The 22,216-nt window shown below is 24.8% G+C and carries 20 protein-coding genes; 10 read left to right on the top strand and 10 right to left on the bottom strand.

What is annotated here, in order from left to right; translation table 4 throughout:
• Positions 1–438: 438 nt before the first annotated feature.
• From AAHM89_RS12815 to AAHM89_RS07885, 3 genes are all read left to right on the top strand, one after another.
• A complete protein-coding gene (locus tag AAHM89_RS12815) occupies positions 439–573 on the top strand; it encodes an IS3 family transposase (protein ID WP_425289702.1) in 135 nt (44 codons plus the stop codon).
• A 224-nt stretch (positions 574–797) separates the two neighbouring features.
• Positions 798–1,136 (top strand): GNAT family N-acetyltransferase, encoded by a 339-nt coding sequence (locus AAHM89_RS07880; protein WP_342265985.1) that lies wholly within the window; start codon positions 798–800, stop codon positions 1,134–1,136.
• A gap of 117 nt (positions 1,137–1,253) precedes the next feature.
• On the top strand, positions 1,254–2,231 hold the full coding sequence (locus AAHM89_RS07885) for an IS3 family transposase (protein WP_342265776.1): 978 nt from the start codon (positions 1,254–1,256) through the stop codon (positions 2,229–2,231).
• On the opposite strand, the gene AAHM89_RS07890 is transcribed toward AAHM89_RS07885, so the two are convergent.
• Together AAHM89_RS07890 and AAHM89_RS07895 are read right to left on the bottom strand one after the other, a co-directional pair.
• Positions 2,228–2,350, bottom strand: a complete 123-nt coding sequence (locus AAHM89_RS07890; protein ID WP_342265986.1) for a hypothetical protein — start codon at positions 2,348–2,350, stop codon at positions 2,228–2,230. The two genes, AAHM89_RS07885 and AAHM89_RS07890, sit on opposite strands and share 4 nt — an antisense overlap.
• Before the next feature lie 2 nt (positions 2,351–2,352).
• Positions 2,353–2,793: a hypothetical protein gene (locus AAHM89_RS07895; protein WP_342265987.1), complete on the bottom strand. Its 441-nt coding sequence runs from the start codon at positions 2,791–2,793 to the stop codon at positions 2,353–2,355.
• Positions 2,794–2,968: 175 nt separating this feature from the next.
• On the opposite strand from AAHM89_RS07895, the gene AAHM89_RS07900 reads away from it, so the two are divergent.
• From AAHM89_RS07900 to AAHM89_RS07915, 4 genes are all read left to right on the top strand, one after another.
• On the top strand, positions 2,969–3,706 hold the full coding sequence (locus tag AAHM89_RS07900) for a hypothetical protein (RefSeq protein ID WP_342265988.1): 738 nt from the start codon (positions 2,969–2,971) through the stop codon (positions 3,704–3,706).
• Between the two features lie 379 nt (positions 3,707–4,085).
• A complete protein-coding gene (locus AAHM89_RS07905) occupies positions 4,086–4,469 on the top strand; it encodes a hypothetical protein (RefSeq protein WP_342265989.1) in 384 nt (127 codons plus the stop codon).
• Positions 4,470–4,489: 20 nt separating this feature from the next.
• Positions 4,490–4,732 carry a hypothetical protein gene (locus AAHM89_RS07910; protein ID WP_342265990.1) on the top strand — a complete coding sequence of 81 codons (243 nt, stop codon included), beginning with the start codon at positions 4,490–4,492 and terminating at the stop codon, positions 4,730–4,732.
• A 77-nt stretch (positions 4,733–4,809) separates the two neighbouring features.
• Positions 4,810–6,078 (top strand): TIR domain-containing protein, encoded by a 1,269-nt coding sequence (locus AAHM89_RS07915; protein ID WP_342265991.1) that lies wholly within the window; start codon positions 4,810–4,812, stop codon positions 6,076–6,078.
• Positions 6,079–6,154: 76 nt separating this feature from the next.
• Here the strand turns inward: AAHM89_RS07915 and rpoC are convergent, their stop codons facing one another.
• The 7 genes from rpoC to AAHM89_RS07950 form a co-directional block, all read right to left on the bottom strand.
• Positions 6,155–9,913 carry a DNA-directed RNA polymerase subunit beta' gene (rpoC, locus tag AAHM89_RS07920; RefSeq protein WP_342265992.1) on the bottom strand — a complete coding sequence of 1,253 codons (3,759 nt, stop codon included), beginning with the start codon at positions 9,911–9,913 and terminating at the stop codon, positions 6,155–6,157.
• Between the two features lie 18 nt (positions 9,914–9,931).
• Positions 9,932–13,642: a DNA-directed RNA polymerase subunit beta gene (locus tag AAHM89_RS07925; RefSeq protein ID WP_342265993.1), complete on the bottom strand. Its 3,711-nt coding sequence runs from the start codon at positions 13,640–13,642 to the stop codon at positions 9,932–9,934.
• Positions 13,643–13,824: 182 nt separating this feature from the next.
• Positions 13,825–14,205 (bottom strand): ribosomal protein bL12, encoded by a 381-nt coding sequence (locus AAHM89_RS07930; protein ID WP_342265994.1) that lies wholly within the window; start codon positions 14,203–14,205, stop codon positions 13,825–13,827.
• A gap of 40 nt (positions 14,206–14,245) precedes the next feature.
• Positions 14,246–14,737 (bottom strand): 50S ribosomal protein L10, encoded by a 492-nt coding sequence (gene rplJ / locus AAHM89_RS07935; RefSeq protein WP_342265995.1) that lies wholly within the window; start codon positions 14,735–14,737, stop codon positions 14,246–14,248.
• Positions 14,738–15,101: 364 nt separating this feature from the next.
• Complete coding sequence (locus tag AAHM89_RS07940; protein WP_252320294.1) at positions 15,102–15,314, bottom strand: hypothetical protein; 213 nt, start codon at positions 15,312–15,314, stop codon at positions 15,102–15,104.
• A gap of 152 nt (positions 15,315–15,466) precedes the next feature.
• Positions 15,467–15,781 carry a hypothetical protein gene (locus tag AAHM89_RS07945; RefSeq protein WP_342265996.1) on the bottom strand — a complete coding sequence of 105 codons (315 nt, stop codon included), beginning with the start codon at positions 15,779–15,781 and terminating at the stop codon, positions 15,467–15,469.
• Positions 15,744–16,997, bottom strand: a complete 1,254-nt coding sequence (locus AAHM89_RS07950; protein ID WP_342265997.1) for a hypothetical protein — start codon at positions 16,995–16,997, stop codon at positions 15,744–15,746. The genes AAHM89_RS07945 and AAHM89_RS07950 overlap by 38 nt, the downstream gene beginning before the upstream one ends.
• 567 nt (positions 16,998–17,564) lie before the next feature.
• Between AAHM89_RS07950 and AAHM89_RS07955 the strand changes: the two genes are divergently transcribed.
• Positions 17,565–17,987: a transposase family protein gene (locus AAHM89_RS07955; protein ID WP_342265998.1), complete on the top strand. Its 423-nt coding sequence runs from the start codon at positions 17,565–17,567 to the stop codon at positions 17,985–17,987.
• A 23-nt stretch (positions 17,988–18,010) separates the two neighbouring features.
• Positions 18,011–18,418: a transposase family protein gene (locus AAHM89_RS07960; RefSeq protein WP_339045908.1), complete on the top strand. Its 408-nt coding sequence runs from the start codon at positions 18,011–18,013 to the stop codon at positions 18,416–18,418.
• Between the two features lie 374 nt (positions 18,419–18,792).
• Here the strand turns inward: AAHM89_RS07960 and AAHM89_RS07965 are convergent, their stop codons facing one another.
• A complete protein-coding gene (locus AAHM89_RS07965) occupies positions 18,793–19,041 on the bottom strand; it encodes a TIR domain-containing protein (protein ID WP_342265999.1) in 249 nt (82 codons plus the stop codon).
• 385 nt (positions 19,042–19,426) lie between these two features.
• Here AAHM89_RS07965 and ileS point away from each other — a divergent pair, with 385 nt between their 5' ends.
• Positions 19,427–22,189 (top strand): isoleucine--tRNA ligase, encoded by a 2,763-nt coding sequence (gene ileS / locus AAHM89_RS07970; protein WP_342266000.1) that lies wholly within the window; start codon positions 19,427–19,429, stop codon positions 22,187–22,189.
• The last annotated feature ends 27 nt before the right edge of the window (positions 22,190–22,216 follow it).

A 22,216-nucleotide genomic window follows, 5' to 3' on the forward strand; every position in this document is an offset into this window, starting at 1 on the left:
TTTTTTCAAAAAATATTTATTTCTATATTCAATAACACTAAATAGTTTTAAAACAATTTTATTGACAATTAATTAAATTTAATTACGGAATATGTCCTATATCTTGTCATAAAAAAAGTCTCCTTACTAAGTTAAAACATTGTTTTTTGCAACTTAGGGGCGACCCTTTCCTATTTAACCGTGAAATTATTGGAGATATAGTGTAGGTACTAAAAAGATGCATCATTGGTACATAAAGCATTTATGGAATCAAATCGCTGTTTAAAAGATATTCAAATATTTCATACTGATCGCGGTAATGAGTTTAATAATAACTATTAATAAACTTTTACTAGCATTCAACATTACCCGCTCTTTAAGCAAAAAAGGCTGTCCTTATGACAATGCTGTTGCTAAGGCAAATTTTAAAACTTTCAAAACCGAATTTATTAATAACAAATTTTTACATCATTTATCCAATTAAAACTACAATTATTTGATTATATCAATTGATATAACAACATAAGAATTCATAGCATTCTAAACTACTTAACTCCAATTAATTATCAAAAACAAATGTCTACCAAAAAATAGTCCTAAAAAGGGTTGCCATTCCACTTATCTAACCAATGCCATTTTAGTTGAAAAGGCAACACTTTATGTGATAAAATTTAAAAACAGTACATAAAGGAAGAAAAATTAGTGGAAAATCTTAAAAATATATAATAGTAAAAGAAAATAAAGATTTTAATTTGGTTCATAAAATTTGGAAAAAAAATGTTTTAAAAACACATGTGTTTTTAAAACATGAACATTTTTTGTTATTTAATAAAACACTAAAAGAAAATTTAAATAATTTAAATGTTCAATTATGATATAAAAATGATTATAACCAAGTTATTGGATTTTCGATTATTTTAGAACAAAAATTAGAAGCTTTATTTTTAGATATAAATTATTTAAATCAAGGATTTGCTTCAAAAATATTAAAAAAATTAATTAAAGAATTTAATATAAATCAAGTTGATGTCAATGAACAAAATACTAGAGCTTACAGTTTTTATTTAAAAAATGGATTTATATTTAATGATAGAAAAGAATTGGATAATTTTAATTTACCTTATCCAACAATAAATTTAATTTTCAAAGGTGATTAGTGCCACTTACCACTTAGCCCTTTTTACTAGACCATTAATTTAAAAAACCTGAATGTATTCTAAAAACAATTGTGTTATATAATTAACACTAATTTTAACCTGAAAGGATTTTTATTAATGGATAAAATTAAACAAATAGCATTAGTAATTAACAAATTAAATATCAAAGAAAAAATTAAAATTATTGATGATTGTAAAAATCAATATTCAATTAGAAACCTATGTCAATATCTTCAATTAAACAGATCAACATATTACTTTTTAAAAAATAAACAAAAACCTATTAAAAAAGAAGAAAATCATATTATTAAATGCAATCATAAATATCAAAAAATATGCCAACTTTTAATCGAATTTCATTCTACAAGAAAAGGCAGAATTTATGGATATTTAAGAATTTTTTCAGCTTTTAAAGAGTGATTAAAACAAGAAAAAAATATCATTTTAAATATAGAATTATCAATAAAACAAATGCGAAAAATTATGAAAGAACACAATATTCAAGGATTAAAACAAACTAAAAATAACTATCCTAAAAACAAAAAAAATCCAAATAAGTGAATACCTACAATGGATAAAGTAAACAAAGATTATAAAAGTACAACCTCTTCAAATCAAATTTGATCAATGGACACTAAACAAATAAATACTAAAGAAGGATGATTATATCTTTTTGTAATTATTGATTTTTATTCAAATAATGTTGTTAGTTATAATATTGCTCCTAATAAATCATATCAGGATTTAATTCTTCCTGCTCTTGAAAAAATCAACAAACAATTTTCTTGAAATCAAGTAAAAAATGTTATTTTACATTCAGATAACGCCAACGAATTTTATTGTCAGGATATCACAAAATGAGCAGAGGATAAACAAATAATTTTAAGCAAAAAACAACCTTATGATATTGGTGGTAATGTATTATCTGAAAACTGATTTTCTCATTTATCTCAAGAATGACTACCTAAAGGATCAAATCAATATTTATCCATCAATGAAGCTATAAATGATGTAAATCAATATGTTATGTTTTATAATTATGAAAGAATACATTCTAAATTTCTAAAACCACCAATTTTACAAATTAAAATTTAGAATTTTATATCAAAAATGGTCCAGTAATTAAGGGCCAACCACCTAAAATAAACAACTTTTAAAATTTTAAATACAGTTTCAACAATTGCATTTTGATATGAAGCATAGCCATCTGTCATGCTTAATTGAATATTATTTTTTTTAGCATAATTTCAATAATCATGAGTTCTAAACTGTATTCCGCGATCAGTATAAACGATTGTATTATGCAAATTATATTTATTAGACATGTTTTTAAAGATTTTATAAGATGTGATTTTTCTTGATTTTTAGATCAGTAGTGATGTACTATTTTTCGTGAATAAAAATCAACAAATGCTCATAAATATAATTTTTGATTATTAATTTTAAATTCACTAATATCTAAAGCAATTTTTTCTAATAGTTTATTAACACTAAAACTAATGCTATCATCAGATTGTTTTAGTAAATTAGGTGCTATAAATCAAATATAAATTATCTTTCTACTAACTTTATTTTCTTTGCTTAATGTTGTGGCAGATTTACCAGCAAAATATTGTTCTATTATTTTTAATTTTAGTTCCTTACTATATCTTGTCATAAAAAAGTCTCCTTACTAACTTAAAACATTGTTTTTTGCAACTTAGGGGTGACCCTTTCACATATTCAAAAATTTGTAAAATACACTTAATAAATATTTATTTTTTATTATGTCTATGTATAATTAAGATTAAATATCAATATCATATTTCATGTTATTTGAAAGGAAAATTAAATTGAGTCAAAATGAAGTATTTAGTTGAATAGGTGTTATTTCTGGTTCTAGCTTACTTATTTCTTTTATATTACTTTTAATGTTTTTACTAATAAAATTTTTATTAAATTATAAACAAAAAAACAAAGTTAAAAGAATACTTTCTTCAAATGATTTTAGTCAAATCATAGGAACGAAAAAAGAATTAAAAATAAAACTAAGAAAATATTTTAAAGAAATATTTATTAGAGATGTTGATATAAATTTATTTAAAAAATTTCTAAAATCAGAAAGTGGAGTTAATAAAAAAACAACAAAAATTGCCTGAAATTTTTTTATAATTTTGACAAGTTCAATATTAGTAAATAAATCCGAAGGAAGAGTTTCTGAAGCAATTAAAAGTATTAAAAATACTTTTGATGAAAGTAAACAAATATTATTAACTTCCGATAACAATAACTTAGTAACAGATGTAATTTTAAAAATTATGAATTTAAAAATCAGACCAATCTTAATTGCTAGTAGATCACTAACAAAAATAGACACTAATGGTAATTTCATCATTAATGATGAAAATTTAAGCAAAAAAGAAATCGAAGATTTTTGAAAACAAATTGATAAAGTTAGAAAAGATTTAATAGAAAACAAATATTTATATTTTATTTCAATACTTTCACTTTCAACTGCAACTAATGAACAACTCAAAAAATTATTAAACTACACAAATCAGTATAAAATACATAAAAAAGAAACATTATAACAATAATTTTTTAAAAAAATTCTTATATTATGTTGCTTTTTAATAGATTTTTTAAATTATATATGTATATAATTAAAATGGAATATTATTATTAATATCATAATAATTTTCAACAAATATTAATAAGAATCTAAAATAAAATTAATAACTAACAGAAAACAAGTAACTATTTAATTAAAAAATTATAATACTAAATCTTTTTATTTTTTTAAACTAATACCCCAAATTATAAATATAAAAGTTATGTATTTTTTATACTATTATGTTTAACATTTTATGGATAAAACTAAGGAAAAGCAAATTGACTACAACTAAAATATTTAATTGAATAGCTTATATTTCAAGTATCGCTTTACTTATTTTTTTCATATTACTTTTAATGTTTTTACTAATAAAATTTTTATTAAATTATAAACAAAAAAACAAAGTTAAAAGAATACTTTCTTCAAATGATTTTAGTCAAATCATAGGAACGAAAAAAGAATTAAAAATAAAACTAAGAAAATATTTTAAAGAAATATTTATTAGAGATGTTGATATAAATTTATTTAAAAAATTTCTAAAATCAGAAAGTGGAGTTAATAAAAAACCAACAAAAATTGCCTGAAATTTTTTTATAATTTTGACAAGTTCAATATTAGTAAATAAATCCGAAGGAAGAGTTTCTGAAGCAATTAAAAGTATTAAAAATACTTTTGATGAAAGTAAACAAATATTATTAACTTCCGATAACAATAACTTAGTAACAGATGTAATTTTATAACAGATGTAATTTTAAAAATTATGAATTTAAAAATCAGACCAATCTTAATTGCTAGTAGATCACTAACAAAAATAGACACTAATGGTAATTTCATCATTAATGATGAACATTTAAGCAAAAAAGAAATCGAAGATTTTTGAAAACAAATTGATAAAGTTAGAAAAGATTTAATAGAAAACAAATACTTATATTTTATTTCAATACTTTCACTTTCAACTGCAACTAATGAACAAATAAAAAAATTATTAAACTACACAGATTAAAATATTAAATGTTTAAATAAAATATAAGTAAAAAACAAATTTAAATTTTTAATAATGTTAAAAAAAGGAGTTAAACAGTGAGAAAAATTTTTATTTCATATCATCATCTAAGAGAACAAGAAGAAAAAGACCAATTAGCAGAGTTAATTAAAAAGTATGCTAATTATTTAAATATAAAAGACATGTCTGTAGAAATAGGGGATATTGATACCACATGATCAAATAATCAAATCGCTAAAACTATTAGACAAAATCATTTAAAAGATACAACTATTACTATTCTTATTCTAGGAATACATACAAAATGTAGACAACATATTGACTGAGAAATTGAAGCTTCATTAAATAAATATGGAAGTTTAAATAGAAGAAAGAAGATAAATAGTTTTATAATACTTTTAACTGCTGATTTTATTAAAAAAGCAAAAACAAATTGTAATTTTAATAACACTTGTGATTATTCTTCTTTAATCACCCAAGAAAATGCTGGTCAAAGAATATATGAAACCGTAATAAATAAACATGCAATTATTGCTACTTATGATGAAATCTTTTCAGATATAATAATTCTTAAAAATTTACTTGATAAAGTTCAATCTAATCATAAAAAAGAAGAAATGTTTTATCAAAATGTTATCAGCCCTAGTTTTTTAAAACCAACTGTTTTAAAAGATAATACTAAAGATACTGTTTTTAATGAAAAAAAAGAAATAGATAATACAAAATTATCTTCAAATAAAGATAATGGTTTTAAAGAAGAAGATAGTGATATTGAAATACTTTCTGAATCAGACGAAGAAATAGATAATGCAAAATTAACTTCAAATAAAGATAATGATTTTAACGAAGATGATGATAGTAATATCGTAGTACCTTCTAAATCAGAGGAAAAAATAAATAATGTAATATTAACTTTAAGTCAAGATAGTGGTTTTAACGAAGATGATGACAGTAATATTGTAGTAGCTTCTAAATCAGACGAAGAAATAGATAATGCAAAATTAACTTTAAGTCAAGATAGTGAAATTAACAATCAATTACTACAAGAAATTACAACGGACTTTACTAAAGATGATAATAAAAGTAATCTTTTAAGAAAATTATCTTTAAAACATAATAGTAAAGATAGTGGAATTGGTAGTGAACTACAAGAAACAAGTATACTGAAAGACGAGAATTTTAAAAGAATACATCTCCATAAAAAAGATAATTCAGAAGAATGTGAAGCAAAAGAAAAATCTGAAAAAACAATGCAAGTGTTTAATAAAAAAACAAAAAAATTTATAAATTCTGGTAAAATTAATTATACACAAGAATGTCCAGAAATATATTTATCCTATCTTTAAAACATACAACTAGTAAAATAAAATATAAATATTTAAAAAGTGAGAATTTTATTCTCACTTTTTATTTTAATTTAATTTAGTATTCTTCTTCAAGTGAAGAATTACCCATACCTATTAACTTCTCAGTTGGCATTAAACCAGTACCGGCCGGTATCAAGTTTCCTAAAATAACATTTTCCTTTAAACCACGTAAATTATCTTGTTTTGACTTAATAACAGCATTAGTTAATACTCTTGTTGTATCTTGGAAAGAAGCAGCAGCCAAGAATGATTCTGATTCTAATGGTGCTTTTTTAATCCCTAAAATAATTGGATGACCAAAAGCAGGTTTTTTACCAGCAACAATAATTTTGGCATTAACATTCTTAAATTCTTTGATATCAACAATCGCTCCAGGCAATAATGGTGAATCATTACCTTCAACTACAAAAATACGATTCAACATTTGTTTTACAATAATTTCAATATACTTATCAGAAATTTCAATTCCTTGTAAACGATAAACACGTTGTACTTCTTTTAAAATATATTGTTGAACTTCAATGATTCCTGCTACTTCTAGTAATTGTGTAATATTAATTGCACCTTCAGTTAGTTTTTGGCCAATCTTAACATTATCACCAATTTTAATTCTTACCTGCGCATTATATTGAGTTTTGTATTCTTTATAGTCAAGTTTTGACTTTACAGTAATTGTATAAATTCCTTGCTCTTCACGAATATCTGTTACTTTACCATCAAATTCACTAATAATAGCAACAGCACCTTTGGGATTAGTAATATCTAATAATTCTTTAATTCTTGGTAATCCTTGGGTAATATCACTACCACCAGCAACTCCTCCAGTATGGAAAGTTCTCATCGTTAGTTGAGTTCCTGGTTCACCAATTGATTGCGCTGCAATAATTCCAACTGCTTCGCCAATAGCAACAATAGAACCTGTTGTTAAATTAATACCATAACATTTTTGACAAACACCATAACTTGCTTCACAAGTTAAAACTGAACGAATATTTATTTTTGTAATTTTTGCCTCTAATATTGTTTCTACTAATTTTTCAGTAATTAATTCATTATTTGCAACAATTACATTATTTTTACTATCAACAACATCACCTTGAACAAAACGTCCAAATAAACGGTCACGTAACGGCACAATAATATTATTACGTTTTTGGTCAACAACGTCACTAATTATAAAGCCATTACCGGTATTACAATCTTCTTCAGTAACAATAATATCTTGTGAAACGTCAACTAGTCTTCTTGTTAAATAACCTGAGTCAGAAGTTTTAAGCGCCATATCTGCCATTCCTTTACGAGCACCATGGGTAGAAATAAAGAACTCTGAAACATTTAATCCTTCACGGAATGAAGATTTAATTGGTAATTCAATAACTTCTCCTTTTGGATTATTCATTAAACCACGCATCCCTACTAATTGAGTAAAGTTACTAATATTAGTTCTAGCACCTGAATCTCACATCATAAAGATTGGATTTTCAATATCTTTTCTTAAAACTGTTTCTAGTTCAACTTGAATATTGTTTTTAATACCACTTCATTTATTAATAATATGGTAATGACGCTCACGATTAGTTAACATACCTTGTTTATAAAACTTGTTAATTGTTTTAACATATTCATCTGCTTCTTTAAATAATCTTGTTTTACCTGAATAAGATACAACATCGCCTGCAGAAATTGTTGTTCCTGAAATTGTTGAAAATTTAAAACCAAGATTTTTCATTTTATCTAACATTTGTGCAGTTAATTGAGTTCCAAAAGTTTTAAAATATTTATGAATAATATCTGCTAAAGCTTTTTTCTTAAATGGTTCAACAATAACTCTTTTTTTAATAAATTCACGAAAATCAACATCAGTGGCAACTAAATCTTCATTATGAGTTTCAGTTAAATTAATAATATTTGGGCGATTAATAAATGGCATTCTTTCTGAAAACATTTGATTAAAAATAATCTTACCAATAGTAGTAATTAAAAATTTATTTTGATCGGTAGCAGCAAATTTACTTGCACCTAAACTAGCAACACGAATTCCAATAATAGCATGTAATGAAACCTGTTTTGTATCATAAGCTTTAATTGCTTCATTAACATCTTTAAAAATTGAACCTTGACCTAATTCATCTAATTTTTCAATAGTTAAATAATAATTACCAAGAACCATATCCTGAGTTGGCGTAACAATTGGTTTACCATCTTTAGGACTTAAAATATTTTTTGAACCTAACATTAAACTTCTTGCTTCAGCTACTGCTTCTTGAGTAATTGGCACGTGAACAGCCATTTGGTCACCATCAAAGTCAGCATTAAAAGCAGGAGTTACTAGTGGGTGTAAACGAATAGCTTTCCCTTTAACTAGAATTGGTTCAAATGCTTGAATTCCTAAACGGTGTAAAGTTGGAGCACGGTTTAATAAGACAGGACGATCTTTAATTACTTCTTCTAAAACATCTCAAATTCGTTCATCTTGAATTTCAATTAATTTTTCAGCAATTTTAATATTTAAAGCTAATTCTTGATGAACTAATCTTTGCACAACAAAAGGTTTGAACAAAATAATTGCCATATCACGAGGAATACCACATTGATACATTTTTAATTCCGGACCAACAGCAATAACGCTTCGACCTGAATAATCAACACGCTTACCTAATAAGTTTTGACGGAAACGTCCTTGTTTTCCTTTTAATGTTGAAGTTAAAGATTTTAATGGACGTTTATCTCTTCCTGTTACTGGACGTGCTTTACGTTCATTATCAAATAAAGCATCAACTGATTCTTGCAACATTCTTTTTTCATTATTAATAATTAAGATTGGTGCTCCCATTTGTTTTACTTTTTTTAAGCGTTCATTACGAATAATAATTCTTCGATATAAATCATTAATTTCTGATGTTGTAAAACGACCACCATCTAACTGAATAATTGGACGAATATCAGGTGGAATCACCGGAATAGCGTGTAATACCATTCATTCTGGTTTATTTCCTGATTTAGCAAATGAATCAATAACATCTAAACGACGTTCTAGTTTTCTACGATCAGTTTGTGATTTCTTGTTTGTCAATTGTTTTTTAATGGCAAGAAATTCTTTTTCTAAATTAATATTTTTTAATAAATACTCAATAGCTGAAGCACCAATTCCAAATTTTGTTCCAGTATGTTTAGTAATAAATTGAGCACATTCATCCATTGAAAATGGACGTGAAGTATCTGCTAAAGTATCAGTTAACATTTGAGCACGAGTATAAGCAAAAGAAGAAGGTTCTAATTGTTCTAAAATTTGTGCAAATACTTTACGTAAACGATTACGAGTATCAGTTGAAGATTTAGCATTACCTAAATCCATAATCATTTTTTGTTTTAAACCTTTGGCAGTCCCTGGATCTAAAACAATATAAGAAACAAAATATGCTACTTCTTCTAAGTCTTTAGCTTTCATATCTAATGCTAACGCAATTCTTGAAGGAGAAGCCTTTAACATTCAAATATGAGTTACTGGCTCTTCTAACTCAATGTGTCCTAAACGTTCACGTCGAACAATTGCTTCAGTAATTTCTACTAAACAACGTTCACAAACTTTACCTTTATTTTTTATTTTCTTATATTTACCACAAGTACATTCATAATTTTTAGTTGGTCCAAATATTCGTGCATCAAATAATCCATCTTTTTCAGGTTTTAATGACTTATAATTAATTGTTTCTGGCTTTGTAATTTCTCCATGTGATCATGAGCGAATTTGATCGGGAGAAGCAAGAGAAATTTTAAGGGCAGTATAATGTTTTGAATTTTTTTGCTTTTGCATATATTTATTACTCCTTTTCTAATCCTCAAGATAACTTTCGACTTCTTCATCGTAAGTTACCACTTTTTGTTCTTGACCTTTTTCATCAATTAACACAATATTTATTCCTAAACCTTGTAGTTCTTTTGTTAAAACATTAAATGATTCAGGGATACCTGGCGTTGGAATTTGTTTATTACGTAGAATCGCTTCATAAGTTTTAATTCTACCTTTAATATCATCAGATTTAATAGTTAGGATTTCTTGTAAAGTATGAGCAGCACCATAAGCTTCTAATGCTCAAACTTCCATTTCTCCAAATCTTTGTCCACCATTTTGTGCCTTACCACCTAATGGTTGTTGAGTAATTAATGAATATGGACCCACATTACGAGCATGTAATTTATCATCTACCATGTGTGATAGTTTTAACATATACATAACACCAACTGAAATTTTCTTGGCAAACTTTTCACCAGTTAAACCATCATATAATGTTAATTTATCAAAGTCATTATATTTTGCTTCTTTCATAATATCTAACAAGTCTTGATTTTTTGCACCATCAAAAACAGGGGTTGCTACTTTAATTCCTAAAGTTTTAGCAGCCATTCCTAAGTGTAATTCAAGAATTTGTCCAATATTCATCCGCGATGGTACTCCTAATGGATTTAACATAATATCAACCGGTGTTCCATCTTCTAGGAAAGGCATATCTTCAATTGGTAAGACTTTAGAAATAACACCTTTATTTCCGTGTCTTCCAGCCATTTTATCTCCTTCTCGGATTTTACGTTTTTGTACAATAAATACTTTAACTACTTCTTCTACTTCTGAAGGTAAGTCAAAACCATCTTCACGTTTATAACGTTTAATACCTTGAACAATTCCAGCACCACCATTAGGTACTCGTAATGAATTATCTTTGACATTACGTGATTTTTCACCAAAAATAGCTGCTAATAATTTTTCTTCAGCAGTTGATTGTGTTTGACCTTTTGGTGTAACTTTACCAACAAGAATATCTCCTTCTTTAACTTCAGTTCCAATTAAAACAATTCCTTCATCATCAAGATAACGTCTTGATTGTTCAGAAGTATTAGGGATTTCACGTGTAATTTCTTCTTTACCTTGTTTTGTTTTTCGACATTCTAAATTATATTCTTCAATATGCATTGAAGTATAAACATCATCTTTTACTAAACGTTCACTAATAATAATAGCATCTTCATAGTTATAACCATGTCAAGTCATGAAAGCAATAATTACATTTTGTCCTAATGCAAGTTCACCATCTTTCATTGAAGGTCCGTCTGCTAAAATTTGATTAACTTCAACTTTATCACCAACTTTTACTAATGGCACATGAGTTACTGCTGTTCCTTGATTACTACGTTCAAAACGACTTAACTCATAAGTTGTTATTTCATATTCTGATTTAATAATAATTTCATGAGAATCAACATATTGTACAACTCCCGGTAAATTAGCAACAATAGCTAATCCTGAGTCACGAGCAACAGCATACTCAACACCCGTACCAACAATTGGTGTTTGTGGTTTTAATAATGGAATTGCTTGACGTTGCATATTAGCACCCATTAAAGCACGGTTAGCATCATCATTTTCTAAAAAGGGAATACAACTTGTAGCTATTGACACAATTTGTTTTGGTGAAACATCAATATATTCAACTTCGTTTGGTCCAACAATAATATTTTGACCATTACTACGAGCAATAACATTATTATTTTTAATAACATTATTAGTATCTAATTCAATATTAGCTTGTGCAATGATATAATTCTTTTCTTCACCGGCAGTTAAATATTTAATTTCATTAGTAATTTTACCTGCAATTACTTGACGGTAAGGTGTTTCAATAAAACCGTATTCATTAATACGAGCATAAGTGGCTAAATTATTGATTAAACCAATATTAGGTCCTTCAGGAGTTTCAATTGGACAAATTCTTCCATAGTGAGAATAGTGAACATCACGAACTTCTAAACTAGCACGATCACGTGATAATCCACCAGGTCCTAAAGCAGTTAAACGTCTTTTATTAGCCAATTCTGCTAATGGATTAGTTTGATCCATAAATTGTGATAATTGTGATAAGTTAAAAAACTCACCAATAACAGCTGTTAATGGTTTATTATTTGTAATATTTGCTGGTTTCATTTTATCACTATCAGTAGTTGACATTTTTTCTTTAACATTTTTTTCAATACGTCCCATTCCGATACGAAATTGGTTTTGTAGTAATTCACCAATTGTACGAATACGACGATTTGCTAAGTGATCAATATCATCAGCATTACCAATACCATGAACAAAATTTAAAATATAAGAAAGAGTTGCTAAAATATCAGCAATAGTAATAATTACTTCTTTACATTTAGGATTAATTCCAACAACATTAATAACTTCATTTAATCTTTCTTTATCATTATAAACTTTAATTAACTGCACATAATGTTTTGGTTCACTATCACTAATTGATGTTTTTAAAGGTACTAAACATGCTCCTTCTTCTAATACTGTTTTTAGAATTTCTAATTGTGATTTACCAATTACTGTTTTTTTGGATAAAACAACTTTACCTCTAATATCTTTAATATCTTCAGCTAGAGTGTAATTTAAAACACGATCTGTAATAGCTAATTTTTGAATTAACTTATATCTTCCTGCTTTTGTTAAATCATATTTTTTTGAATCAAATAATAATCCAGTTAAAAATTTTGCAGCACCATCAACACTGGCAGTTTCTCCGGCTTTAATTTTTTTATAAATTTCTTGTACTGCTGCTGGTCAATTTTGATGTTCATCATATTCATAAGTATTTAATAAAACATCATCTTTACCAATTATATTAATAACATCATCTTTAGTTAATCCTAAGGCAGTAAGTAAAGTGGTTACTGCAATTTTACGTGATTTTTCAATTTTAACTTGAATAATATCTTTAATTGCATTTTTATTACGAACTAATTTATTACGTTTAGAATCAGTTTCAAATTCTAGTCAAGTTCCACGTGATGGAATTAAATCACCTAAAAATTTATATAATCCGGTTTTTGGATCAATTTCAATTTTAAAATATGCACCTGGTGAACGAACTAATTGTGAAACAACAACCTTTTCACTTCCATTAATAATAAAGGTTCCTTTTTGTGTCATTAATGGAAAATCACCTAAAAATACATCTCCTTCACGAGTTAATGTATAATCAACAATTAAAACATCTTCTTCTCTACTTTTAATAGTAACTTCAATAGTTGAAAATTCACTATTAGCATGAACATTTTTTTCTTCAAAATAATATATATTATCGCTAACTTTTGGTTCATTAATGTTTTTAATACCAAATTGGTCTTTAATTCAACGCATTAAATAATCTAAAATATTATCTTTAGCAGCAATAGTTAAATGACGATTATTTTCATGAATTGATAAAGATAATTTTGTATAGATTGGTGCTTCATAAGTTTTTGACTCATCTTTTGCTTCTTTTAATGTTCTTCTTGGTTTACGAAATTCTCAATCAATCAATGATAAAATAATACGATTATCATTATCAGTTACCGGAAATATTTCATTAAATACTTCTTGCATTCCTGTATCAATAAATCATTTATAAGTATCACGTTGAATTGAAATTAAATCAGGAAGATCTAAATTTCCTGATACTTTAGTATAGTCACGTCTTTTAGCATAATGACCAAATTGTTTTGTAGTATATGACATTGGTTCATCTCCAATTTTAAAAATTTATTAAAATCAAATAATTTGATTTCAGTTAATTAGTATTAAATTACTAATTAGTTTGATAAAATATTAAGTTTTAAGTTGATAATTTTTAGTTAAATAACAAACAGAAAACCAGTTTTAATTAATACTGGTTTTCATATAAATTTTTAATATTTGAACTACTTAACTTCAACAATAGCACCAACGGCTTTTAACGTTGCTTCGTGTTCTGTTGCTTTTGCTGTATCAATATTTTCTAAAATCTTTTGTGGTCCTGTTGCTACTGCATCAACCATTTTTTTAGCATCCATTAAAGACATTGTACCACCAACAATTGCTTTAACTGCTTTAATAACATCAACTTTTTTGTCTCCTACTTCTTTTAAGATTAGAGAAACTGTTGATGGTTTTGTTGCTTCTTCTTTAGCTGCTGGTGGTGCAGAAGCAACTGCTGCAGTTACTCCAAAAGTTGTTTCAATTAATTCAACTAATTCTTTTAATTGAAATGCTGTCATTGTTTTAACATGTTCAATAATTTGTTTATTTGTAATATTTTCCATTATTTTTTCCTCCATATTTTTTTTATTTAATAAGTGTTAATTATGCGTTTTCTTTTTGTTGGGCTACTGCTTTAATTGCTAAAGCCAAATTGCGAACTGGTGCTTGTAAACAAGAAGCTAACATTGAAATTAATTCTAATTTTGATGGTAATGAAGCTATTTTTTGTAACTCACTTTGGTCAATAACTTTCCCTTCAAAAATGCCACCTCTTAATACTAATAATTTATTAATTTTAGCATAATTAGAAACTATTTTAGCTGTTTCTAAGTCGTTTTCAAATCCAAAGATAAAACCATTTGGGCCAACTAAACTACTTTCAAGCGATGAATATTCTTTTTTTAAAGCACGAGCAACTAAATTATTCTTATAAATAGTGAATGTTGCACCTTTAACTCTTAATTCCTTACGTAAAGAACTAATTTCTTCAACATTCATACCTTGATATTGTACAACAATTGTTGTTTTTGAATCATTAATTTGCTTAGCAATTAAATCAATAGTTTTTTGTTTTTCAACCATTGCTGGGCGCATAAGTACACCTCCTTATTATTCTGAAATAACTAGCAATAAGTAGTAAATAAAACTCGGAGCAAAACCGAGTAAATCACATGCATATATAATGATGGAAATTACCTGAGCAACATAATTAAGACAAAAGTCCGTTGCTGTCTTTGGCTTATTCTAGCTTGTATATTATATGATATATATATATTAAAATCAAGAAAAATTTACAAAAGATTAAATAAATAATTTTTTATTATATATCTTTTAAGTTATAAACACTATTTTTAATAACATAAATGCTAATTTCATCAATATCTTAATTAAGATTAAAAAAATAAATTAAAAATAAACTTCATATTGAAGTTTATTTTAATTAAAAAAATTGTTTTTTTTATAACTGGTTACTGTTTTTACTACTAGAGTTTTTACTTTCACTTGAAGAAGATTCACTATTTATTTTTGATTTATCTAACTCAAGATTTTTACAAACTCTTTCTCTTCTTTCAGATTCATTTTTTTCTCCTCAAGCTTTATTTATTTTATCAGCATTTTTAGCATGTGCTTCTTGTTTTAATTTATTATTCTCAATAGATTTTCATGGCATAATTTATTATTCCTTTCACTTTTTGAATATTTTTTCTACCTTTAAATACTAAATAAAATTATATATTTTTTATTAAAAATATATATAAAAATATATAAAAAATTATTCTTACTTAATTAAGTAAGAATAATTAAACTAATTATCGTTATATTTTAAAATGAATAACGTCGTTGTCTTACATTTGTAGAAGGTTGCATATTGTCCATAGAATTTGCTTTATCTACATCAAACTGATTTTCAACTGGAATTATATTATTTTCAACATTTATTATTGTTTTATCATTCATTAGTTCATTTATAGTTTTAAGTTTTCTACCATCCAGTTCTTGTTTTAATATATTAAATTGTGTTTCTAACTTAGTTTCTAATTTATCACTTGTTAAATCCTTAGATACTGATTTAACTTCTTTTTTTTCTTTTTTATCTTTATTATTTTTTAAATATTTTATTATAAATTCATGATTCAACTTTTTTTGATGCAGTTGAAAAAACTGATGTAATTGCTTTAAAACCTCCACTAATAAAAACTGAAGCAATAGCAATATCAATCTTAATTGTTGCCACTACTGCAGCAGCCAAATAAGGAGCTAAAATCACAGGAAGCAAATTTGGAAGAACAGCAATAACAATAGTAATGACTAAAATAATAACCCAAACTTTTCACTCCGTTTTAGATGGCTTTGATTTTAATTCCATTTGTTCTTTTAATAATTCTTTAACTGGCATTGTACTAATATTATTTGCATTTTCTTTATCAATTAAACAAGTGCTTTTTTTATATTCTTCAATACTCTGGTACTTTTTAGTCTGTTTTCAAACTTCAACCTCATTTTTTTCATTATTATCAAAATATATTATTTCTTCAAAAATTGATTCATCATTATAAACTAAAGTTGTTATATAAAATATCTTATCTTCAATTGGAAAAATTTCTTCATAAATTTTTTGAACATTTTGACTTTTAATATTTCATTCTTTTTTTATTTCTTTTTTTAACTTAGAAATATTAGAAAATATTTCTAGTTTTTGCTCTTCAGTTAAATTTTCTTCATCAATTTTTCTTTGTAGTTCTATTCTTCTATTAATATTTTCTTTTAATGATAACGGCATCCAATCATCACTATAACTATCTAGTTCACTATTTAAATTGCTTATAGTATTTTCTAATTCTTCAATTTTAGAATTATTTTTTTCAATATTATTATTCAATTCTTTTTTTATATTTCTTTGTTCCTCAATTTCTAATTCTTTATCTGATATTGTTTCTTTAAGCGCAAAATATTCTCTAAATTCACTATCGGTTGTATTTTGTTTCTTAGTTTTATTTATTTCCATTTTTCTTTCTTTACGTTTTAAATCATCAAGTAATGGATTAAGTTGAATAATTTCTAATTCAAAAAGATTTTCTCTAATAATAGTTAATTTTTTATTTAAATCATCATTTGTTCTTTTGACATCTTCTAATTGTTTTGTAAAATTAAAAATTTCTTCTCTAAGTTTACTTATCTTTTGATCTTCTATAATTGTAAGACAATTATATTTATATTTATTTAAAACATTACTATCATTATTTGCTTCATTTAAACTATTTTCACTTCTAGAAGATTTTATTGCTAAACCTCCATGTCTTTTTTTTATAGAACCATCGGTTTGAGCAAAAATATTTTCTGGATTATTTTCCATTATTCGCTGAAATGTTGTTGATTTTTTTTATATCATTATCACGCATTTTATACACCTTCTTAGTAAAATAAAACCCATTTACTTACAAACAAAGCAATGGGTTAAAAACTATATTTAGTTTTACACTTATCTTTTACCAAATTTTAGAAATTTTTACAATATTTTTTATTTTCATATTATATAAATAATTTAAATATTATTAAATTTTGAGGTATATAATAATTATTTAAAATAAAAGAGTTACCAATAATGGTAACTCCTATTCACTGTTAGGTGCCAACCGCAATGAATATTTACTTACCCTTAACTAAGTAAGTATTTTTATTATACTACTAAAATAAAGTTTTTTTAGTTTTATTTACTAAAAATAAAACCTTTTTAATTTTATATATTTTTGATATTTATAATTAACTACTAATATACATCTGTATTCTTATTGGTATTCAATTATTTATTTTTTTCTAAAGACATATTCCATAATTAAATTTTTTAAAAGTCAATTAATAATTTTAAAATTTATTTTATAATTTTGTTATTAACAATAAATTTAGAAAAGTGTTGATAAAAATGATTTTTGAAAATTTAAAAAAATTAAAAAATGAAGAATTTTACAGATATTTTGGTATAAAACGTTTTCATTTTAATGAAATGTTAGAAAAATTAATTGAAATAGAAAAATTAGAAAAAAATAAAGGTCGAAAAAATAAACTTTCAGTAGAAGAAAGATTAATGATGACTTTATTATACTGAAAAGAATATTATACTTTTTTTCAAATGAGTATTAAATCTAAAATGAGCCCATCAAGTTATTTTCGAAATATTACTTGAGTAGAAAATAAACTTAGTAACCACAAAGATTACCAATTTTTAAAAGAAAGATATAAATTAAAAATTGATAAAAAACAAGAAAATTCAAATGAATTTCAATTTTATTTAATTGATTCAACTGAGATTGAAATTGAAAGACCAACTAAAAAAAACTACAGTTAGAATATTTTTCTGGTAAAAGTTGAATGTATTCTATAAAATTTCAAATTGTATATGATTTTTTTAATAAAAAAATTGTTGATATTTTTGCTGATAATGGTAAAGTGCATGATTTTCAAATATTAAAAAATTCAAATCTTGAATTTTCAGAAAAAACAATAATTATTGGTGATTTAGGATATCAAGGTATACAAAATATTTATAAAAATACAATAATACCAATTAAAAGAACTAAAAATAAAAAATTAACTAAACAAGAAAGAAAATACAATAAGATTGTATCTAAAATTAGAATTAAAGTTGAACATGTCTTTGCTTGATTGAAAAGATTCAAAATTTTAGTAAATAAATGTAGAAAATCTAAATTTAGACTTATGTACTTAAGATTTAACTTACTTTGTGAAATTTTTAATAAAATAAAACCATTAAAATAAAAAAAATATTAAAAATATTTTTTTAAAATTTAAATTTTTATCGAGTTAATATAAAAATATTATTAACAATTTTTTGTTTAAAATGTAAACTCATTTTTTAAACTATTTTTTCAAAAAATATTTATTTCTATATTCAATAACACTAAATAGTTTTAAAACAATTTTATTGACAATTAATTAAATTTAATTACGGAATATGTCGTATGAAAAGATCAAAGTTTTTTTCAATTTTTCAGTTTTAACTTTATCTTGACATTTATCAAGTAATTTTTTTAACTTTAAAGGATTTGAAACTACATTTGAAAAACTTTCAACGATTGCATAGTCATTTATTACATTTTCATAAATTCTTGGAGTAGAATTTTGTTCATTAATTAAAGTTTTGTAATCATTATCATTAAAATCACAATTTTTTTTGCTTTTTTAATAAAATCATCAGTTAAAAGTATTAATAAACCATTTTTTCCCCTTCGATGGAGGCTACCATATATTGATAATGAAGATGCAATTTTTCAATCAATATGTTTTCTACATTTTGTATGTTTTCCTAAAATAACTACAGTAATATCTGAATCTTTTAAATACTCTTCTCTAATAGTTTTAAATATCTTTTTAGGAGGCAATTGGGATCAATATCACCTAGTTTTACAGATACGTCTTTCACTTCAAAATATTCTCCATAACATTGCGAAATTAATTCTGATAATTCATCCTTTGCTTTTTGTTCTCTTAAATGATGATATGAAATAAAAATTTTTAACATTATTCATTAACCTCTTTTTTAAAATTTTAAAAATATTTTTTATAAACTTTAATAAGTTTATACTTTATTATAAAATAATACTCACTAAAAGTAATATTTTTAACTTTTAAGTTTTATAAAATCTTATTATTAAAATAAAGTAAATATTATACAAATTTCAAGTAATTACTAGTATAATGATTTAAGAATAAAAAAAGAATAATTAGTACAAATAAAACTTGTTATTTTAAAGGAGAATAATATACATGAATAAAAACTATAAAGATACATTATTAATGCCTCAAACTAACTTTGAAATGCGTGCTAATTTAACTATAAAAGAACCACAACTACAAAAATATTGACAAGACCAAAAAATATATCAACAACTAATTAACAAAAATAAAAAATCTACGAAAACTTTTATTCTTCATGATGGACCTCCATATGCTAATGGTGATCTACATTTAGGACATGCATTAAATAAAATTTTAAAAGATATTATTGTTCGCTATTATAATAGTAGCAATTATTATGCGCCCTATATTGCGGGTTGAGATACGCATGGTTTACCTATTGAAACAGCAGTTACTAACTCGGGAATTAATCGTAAAACAATAGCAGTATCAGATTTTAGAAAACAATGTCAAAAATATGCAGAACTGCAAGTTGCTAATCAAATTAATCAATTTAAAACATTAGGATTATTAACAGATTTTGAAGATCATTATGTTACTTATGATAAAAAATATGAATCTGAACAAATTAAAGTTTTTGCTAAAATGGTAGAAAAAAAACTAGTATATCGTAATTTATATCCTGTATATTGATCACCATCAAGTGAAAGTGCCTTAGCTGAAGCTGAAGTTGAATATTTAACAAAAACTAGTGCTGCTATTTATGTTGCCTTTTTACTAAATGATGAAAAAAAAATATTTAACTTACCTACCTCACTAATAATTTGAACAACAACACCATGAACCATTCCTAGCAATCAAATGTTAGCAGTAAATGAAGAATTTACATATAGTATTATTAAAACTAATGAACAACAATATATTATTGCACAACCATTGATTGATTCTTTTACTAAAGCAAACAACATCACCGATTTTATAATTGTTAAAACAATTTCTGGTAAAGATTTAATTGGATTAACAGCATTACATCCATTATATCAAAGAAAAACTCCAATCGTTCATGGTTCTCATGTTACTATAAATGATGGAACTGGAATTGTTCATACTGCTCCAGCGTTTGGTGAAGAAGATTTTGATTTAGGATTAAAACATAATATCAAAATTCTTTGTCCAATTAATGATCAAGGTCAATTTACAGCAGAAATCAATGATGAACAATTAGTCAATAAATTTTATGATGATACTAATAAAATTATTGTTGAGCGCTTAAAAAATAATGGTACATTAATTGGTATGAAATGATTTAAACATCAATATCCACATGATTGACGAACTAAAAAACCCGTTATTTATCGTGCCACTTTACAATGATTTATCGCTATTGAAAAAATCAAACCATTACTTACTAAAAATATTAATAAAGTAAATTTTGTTCCTGAATGAGCAAAAAAAAGAATGTTATTAATGACAAATAATCGCTATGATTGATGCATTTCTCGTCAACGTGCTTGAGGATTACCAATTCCAATTTTTTACACCGAAAAAAAAGAACCAATCATGGATATAAACCTTATTAATCATGTTGCTGATTTATTTGCTAAACATGGTTCAAATATTTGATTCGAAAAAGAAGCAAAAGATTTATTACCACCTAAATATCAACATAAAGATAGTCCAAATGGTATTTTTTATAAAGAACAAGACATCATGGATGTTTGATATGATAGTGGCGTTTCCCACTTAGCAGTTATTAAAAATAATAATTTACCTTGACCAGCAGATTTATATTTGGAGGGTAATGATCAATTTCGTGGTTGATTTAATTCAAGTTTAACAACAGGAACTATTACTAATAATAGTAGTCCCTATAAAAACTTGCTGGCACATGGTTTTGTAACTGACGCTAAAGGCAATAAAATGTCAAAATCAATTGGTAATGTTATTAGTGTTAAATCAATTTGTGATACTAATGGTGCTGATATTTTACGATTATGAGTAGCCAGTGTTGATTTTACTGATGATACAAGAATTGGTACTGAAATTTTAAAACAAGTTAGTGAAAACTATCGTAAAATCAGAAATATTTTTCGTTTCTTACTAGGTAATTTATTTGATTTAGATATCAAAACTATTGAAAATAAAACAGAAGAAGAAATTATTAATAGTTTATCAGAAGTTGATCAATATATTTTAAATAAATTAAACGGATTAGTGACTAAAATTAATGAAAATTATCAAACTTATCAATTTAATACTATCTATCATTTAATTTTAAATTTTGTTACTAATGATTTGTCTGCTTTTTATTGTGATTTTACTAAAGATATTTTATATGTTAATAGCAAAAATGATATTAGAAGAAAACAAGTACAAATGACAATGTTTTTAATAGTAAAAACTTTAATTGGTTTATTAGCCCCTATTTTACCACACACTACTGAAGAAGCATTCCAAAGTTTAACTAAAAAAGATTTAAACACAAGCAGTGATTCTATTCATTTAAAAAAATTTCCACAACCATGAAATTTAAACAAACCAACAAAACTAATGGAAAAATGAGAATATTTTATTAACTTTAAAAATGAAGTTAATAAAGTTATTGAACAAGCTAAAAAAGACAAAATTGTTAAAACAGCCTTAGAAACAATAGTGACTATTATTTTTAAAGATAATCATAATATCTTATCAACAATTGATGAAAAAGAATTAGCACAATTATTAATTGTTAGTGAAGTTAATATTAATTATAATAATAGCAACGTTAATGACTGAACTATTAATGTTAAAACAAAAGAGGGTACTAAATGTCCTCGCTGTTGATTAATTGTTAATGAAACAAAAGAAGATGTTTGTAATCGTTGTTTTGAAGTGTCATCCTTAATAATGTAAATAACTAATATTAGTTTAGAAAGAAGT

The organism is Spiroplasma endosymbiont of Villa modesta (genome assembly GCF_964030925.1).
In the GTDB taxonomy this organism is placed as follows: domain Bacteria; phylum Bacillota_I; class Bacilli_A; order Mycoplasmatales; family VBWQ01; genus Spiroplasma_E.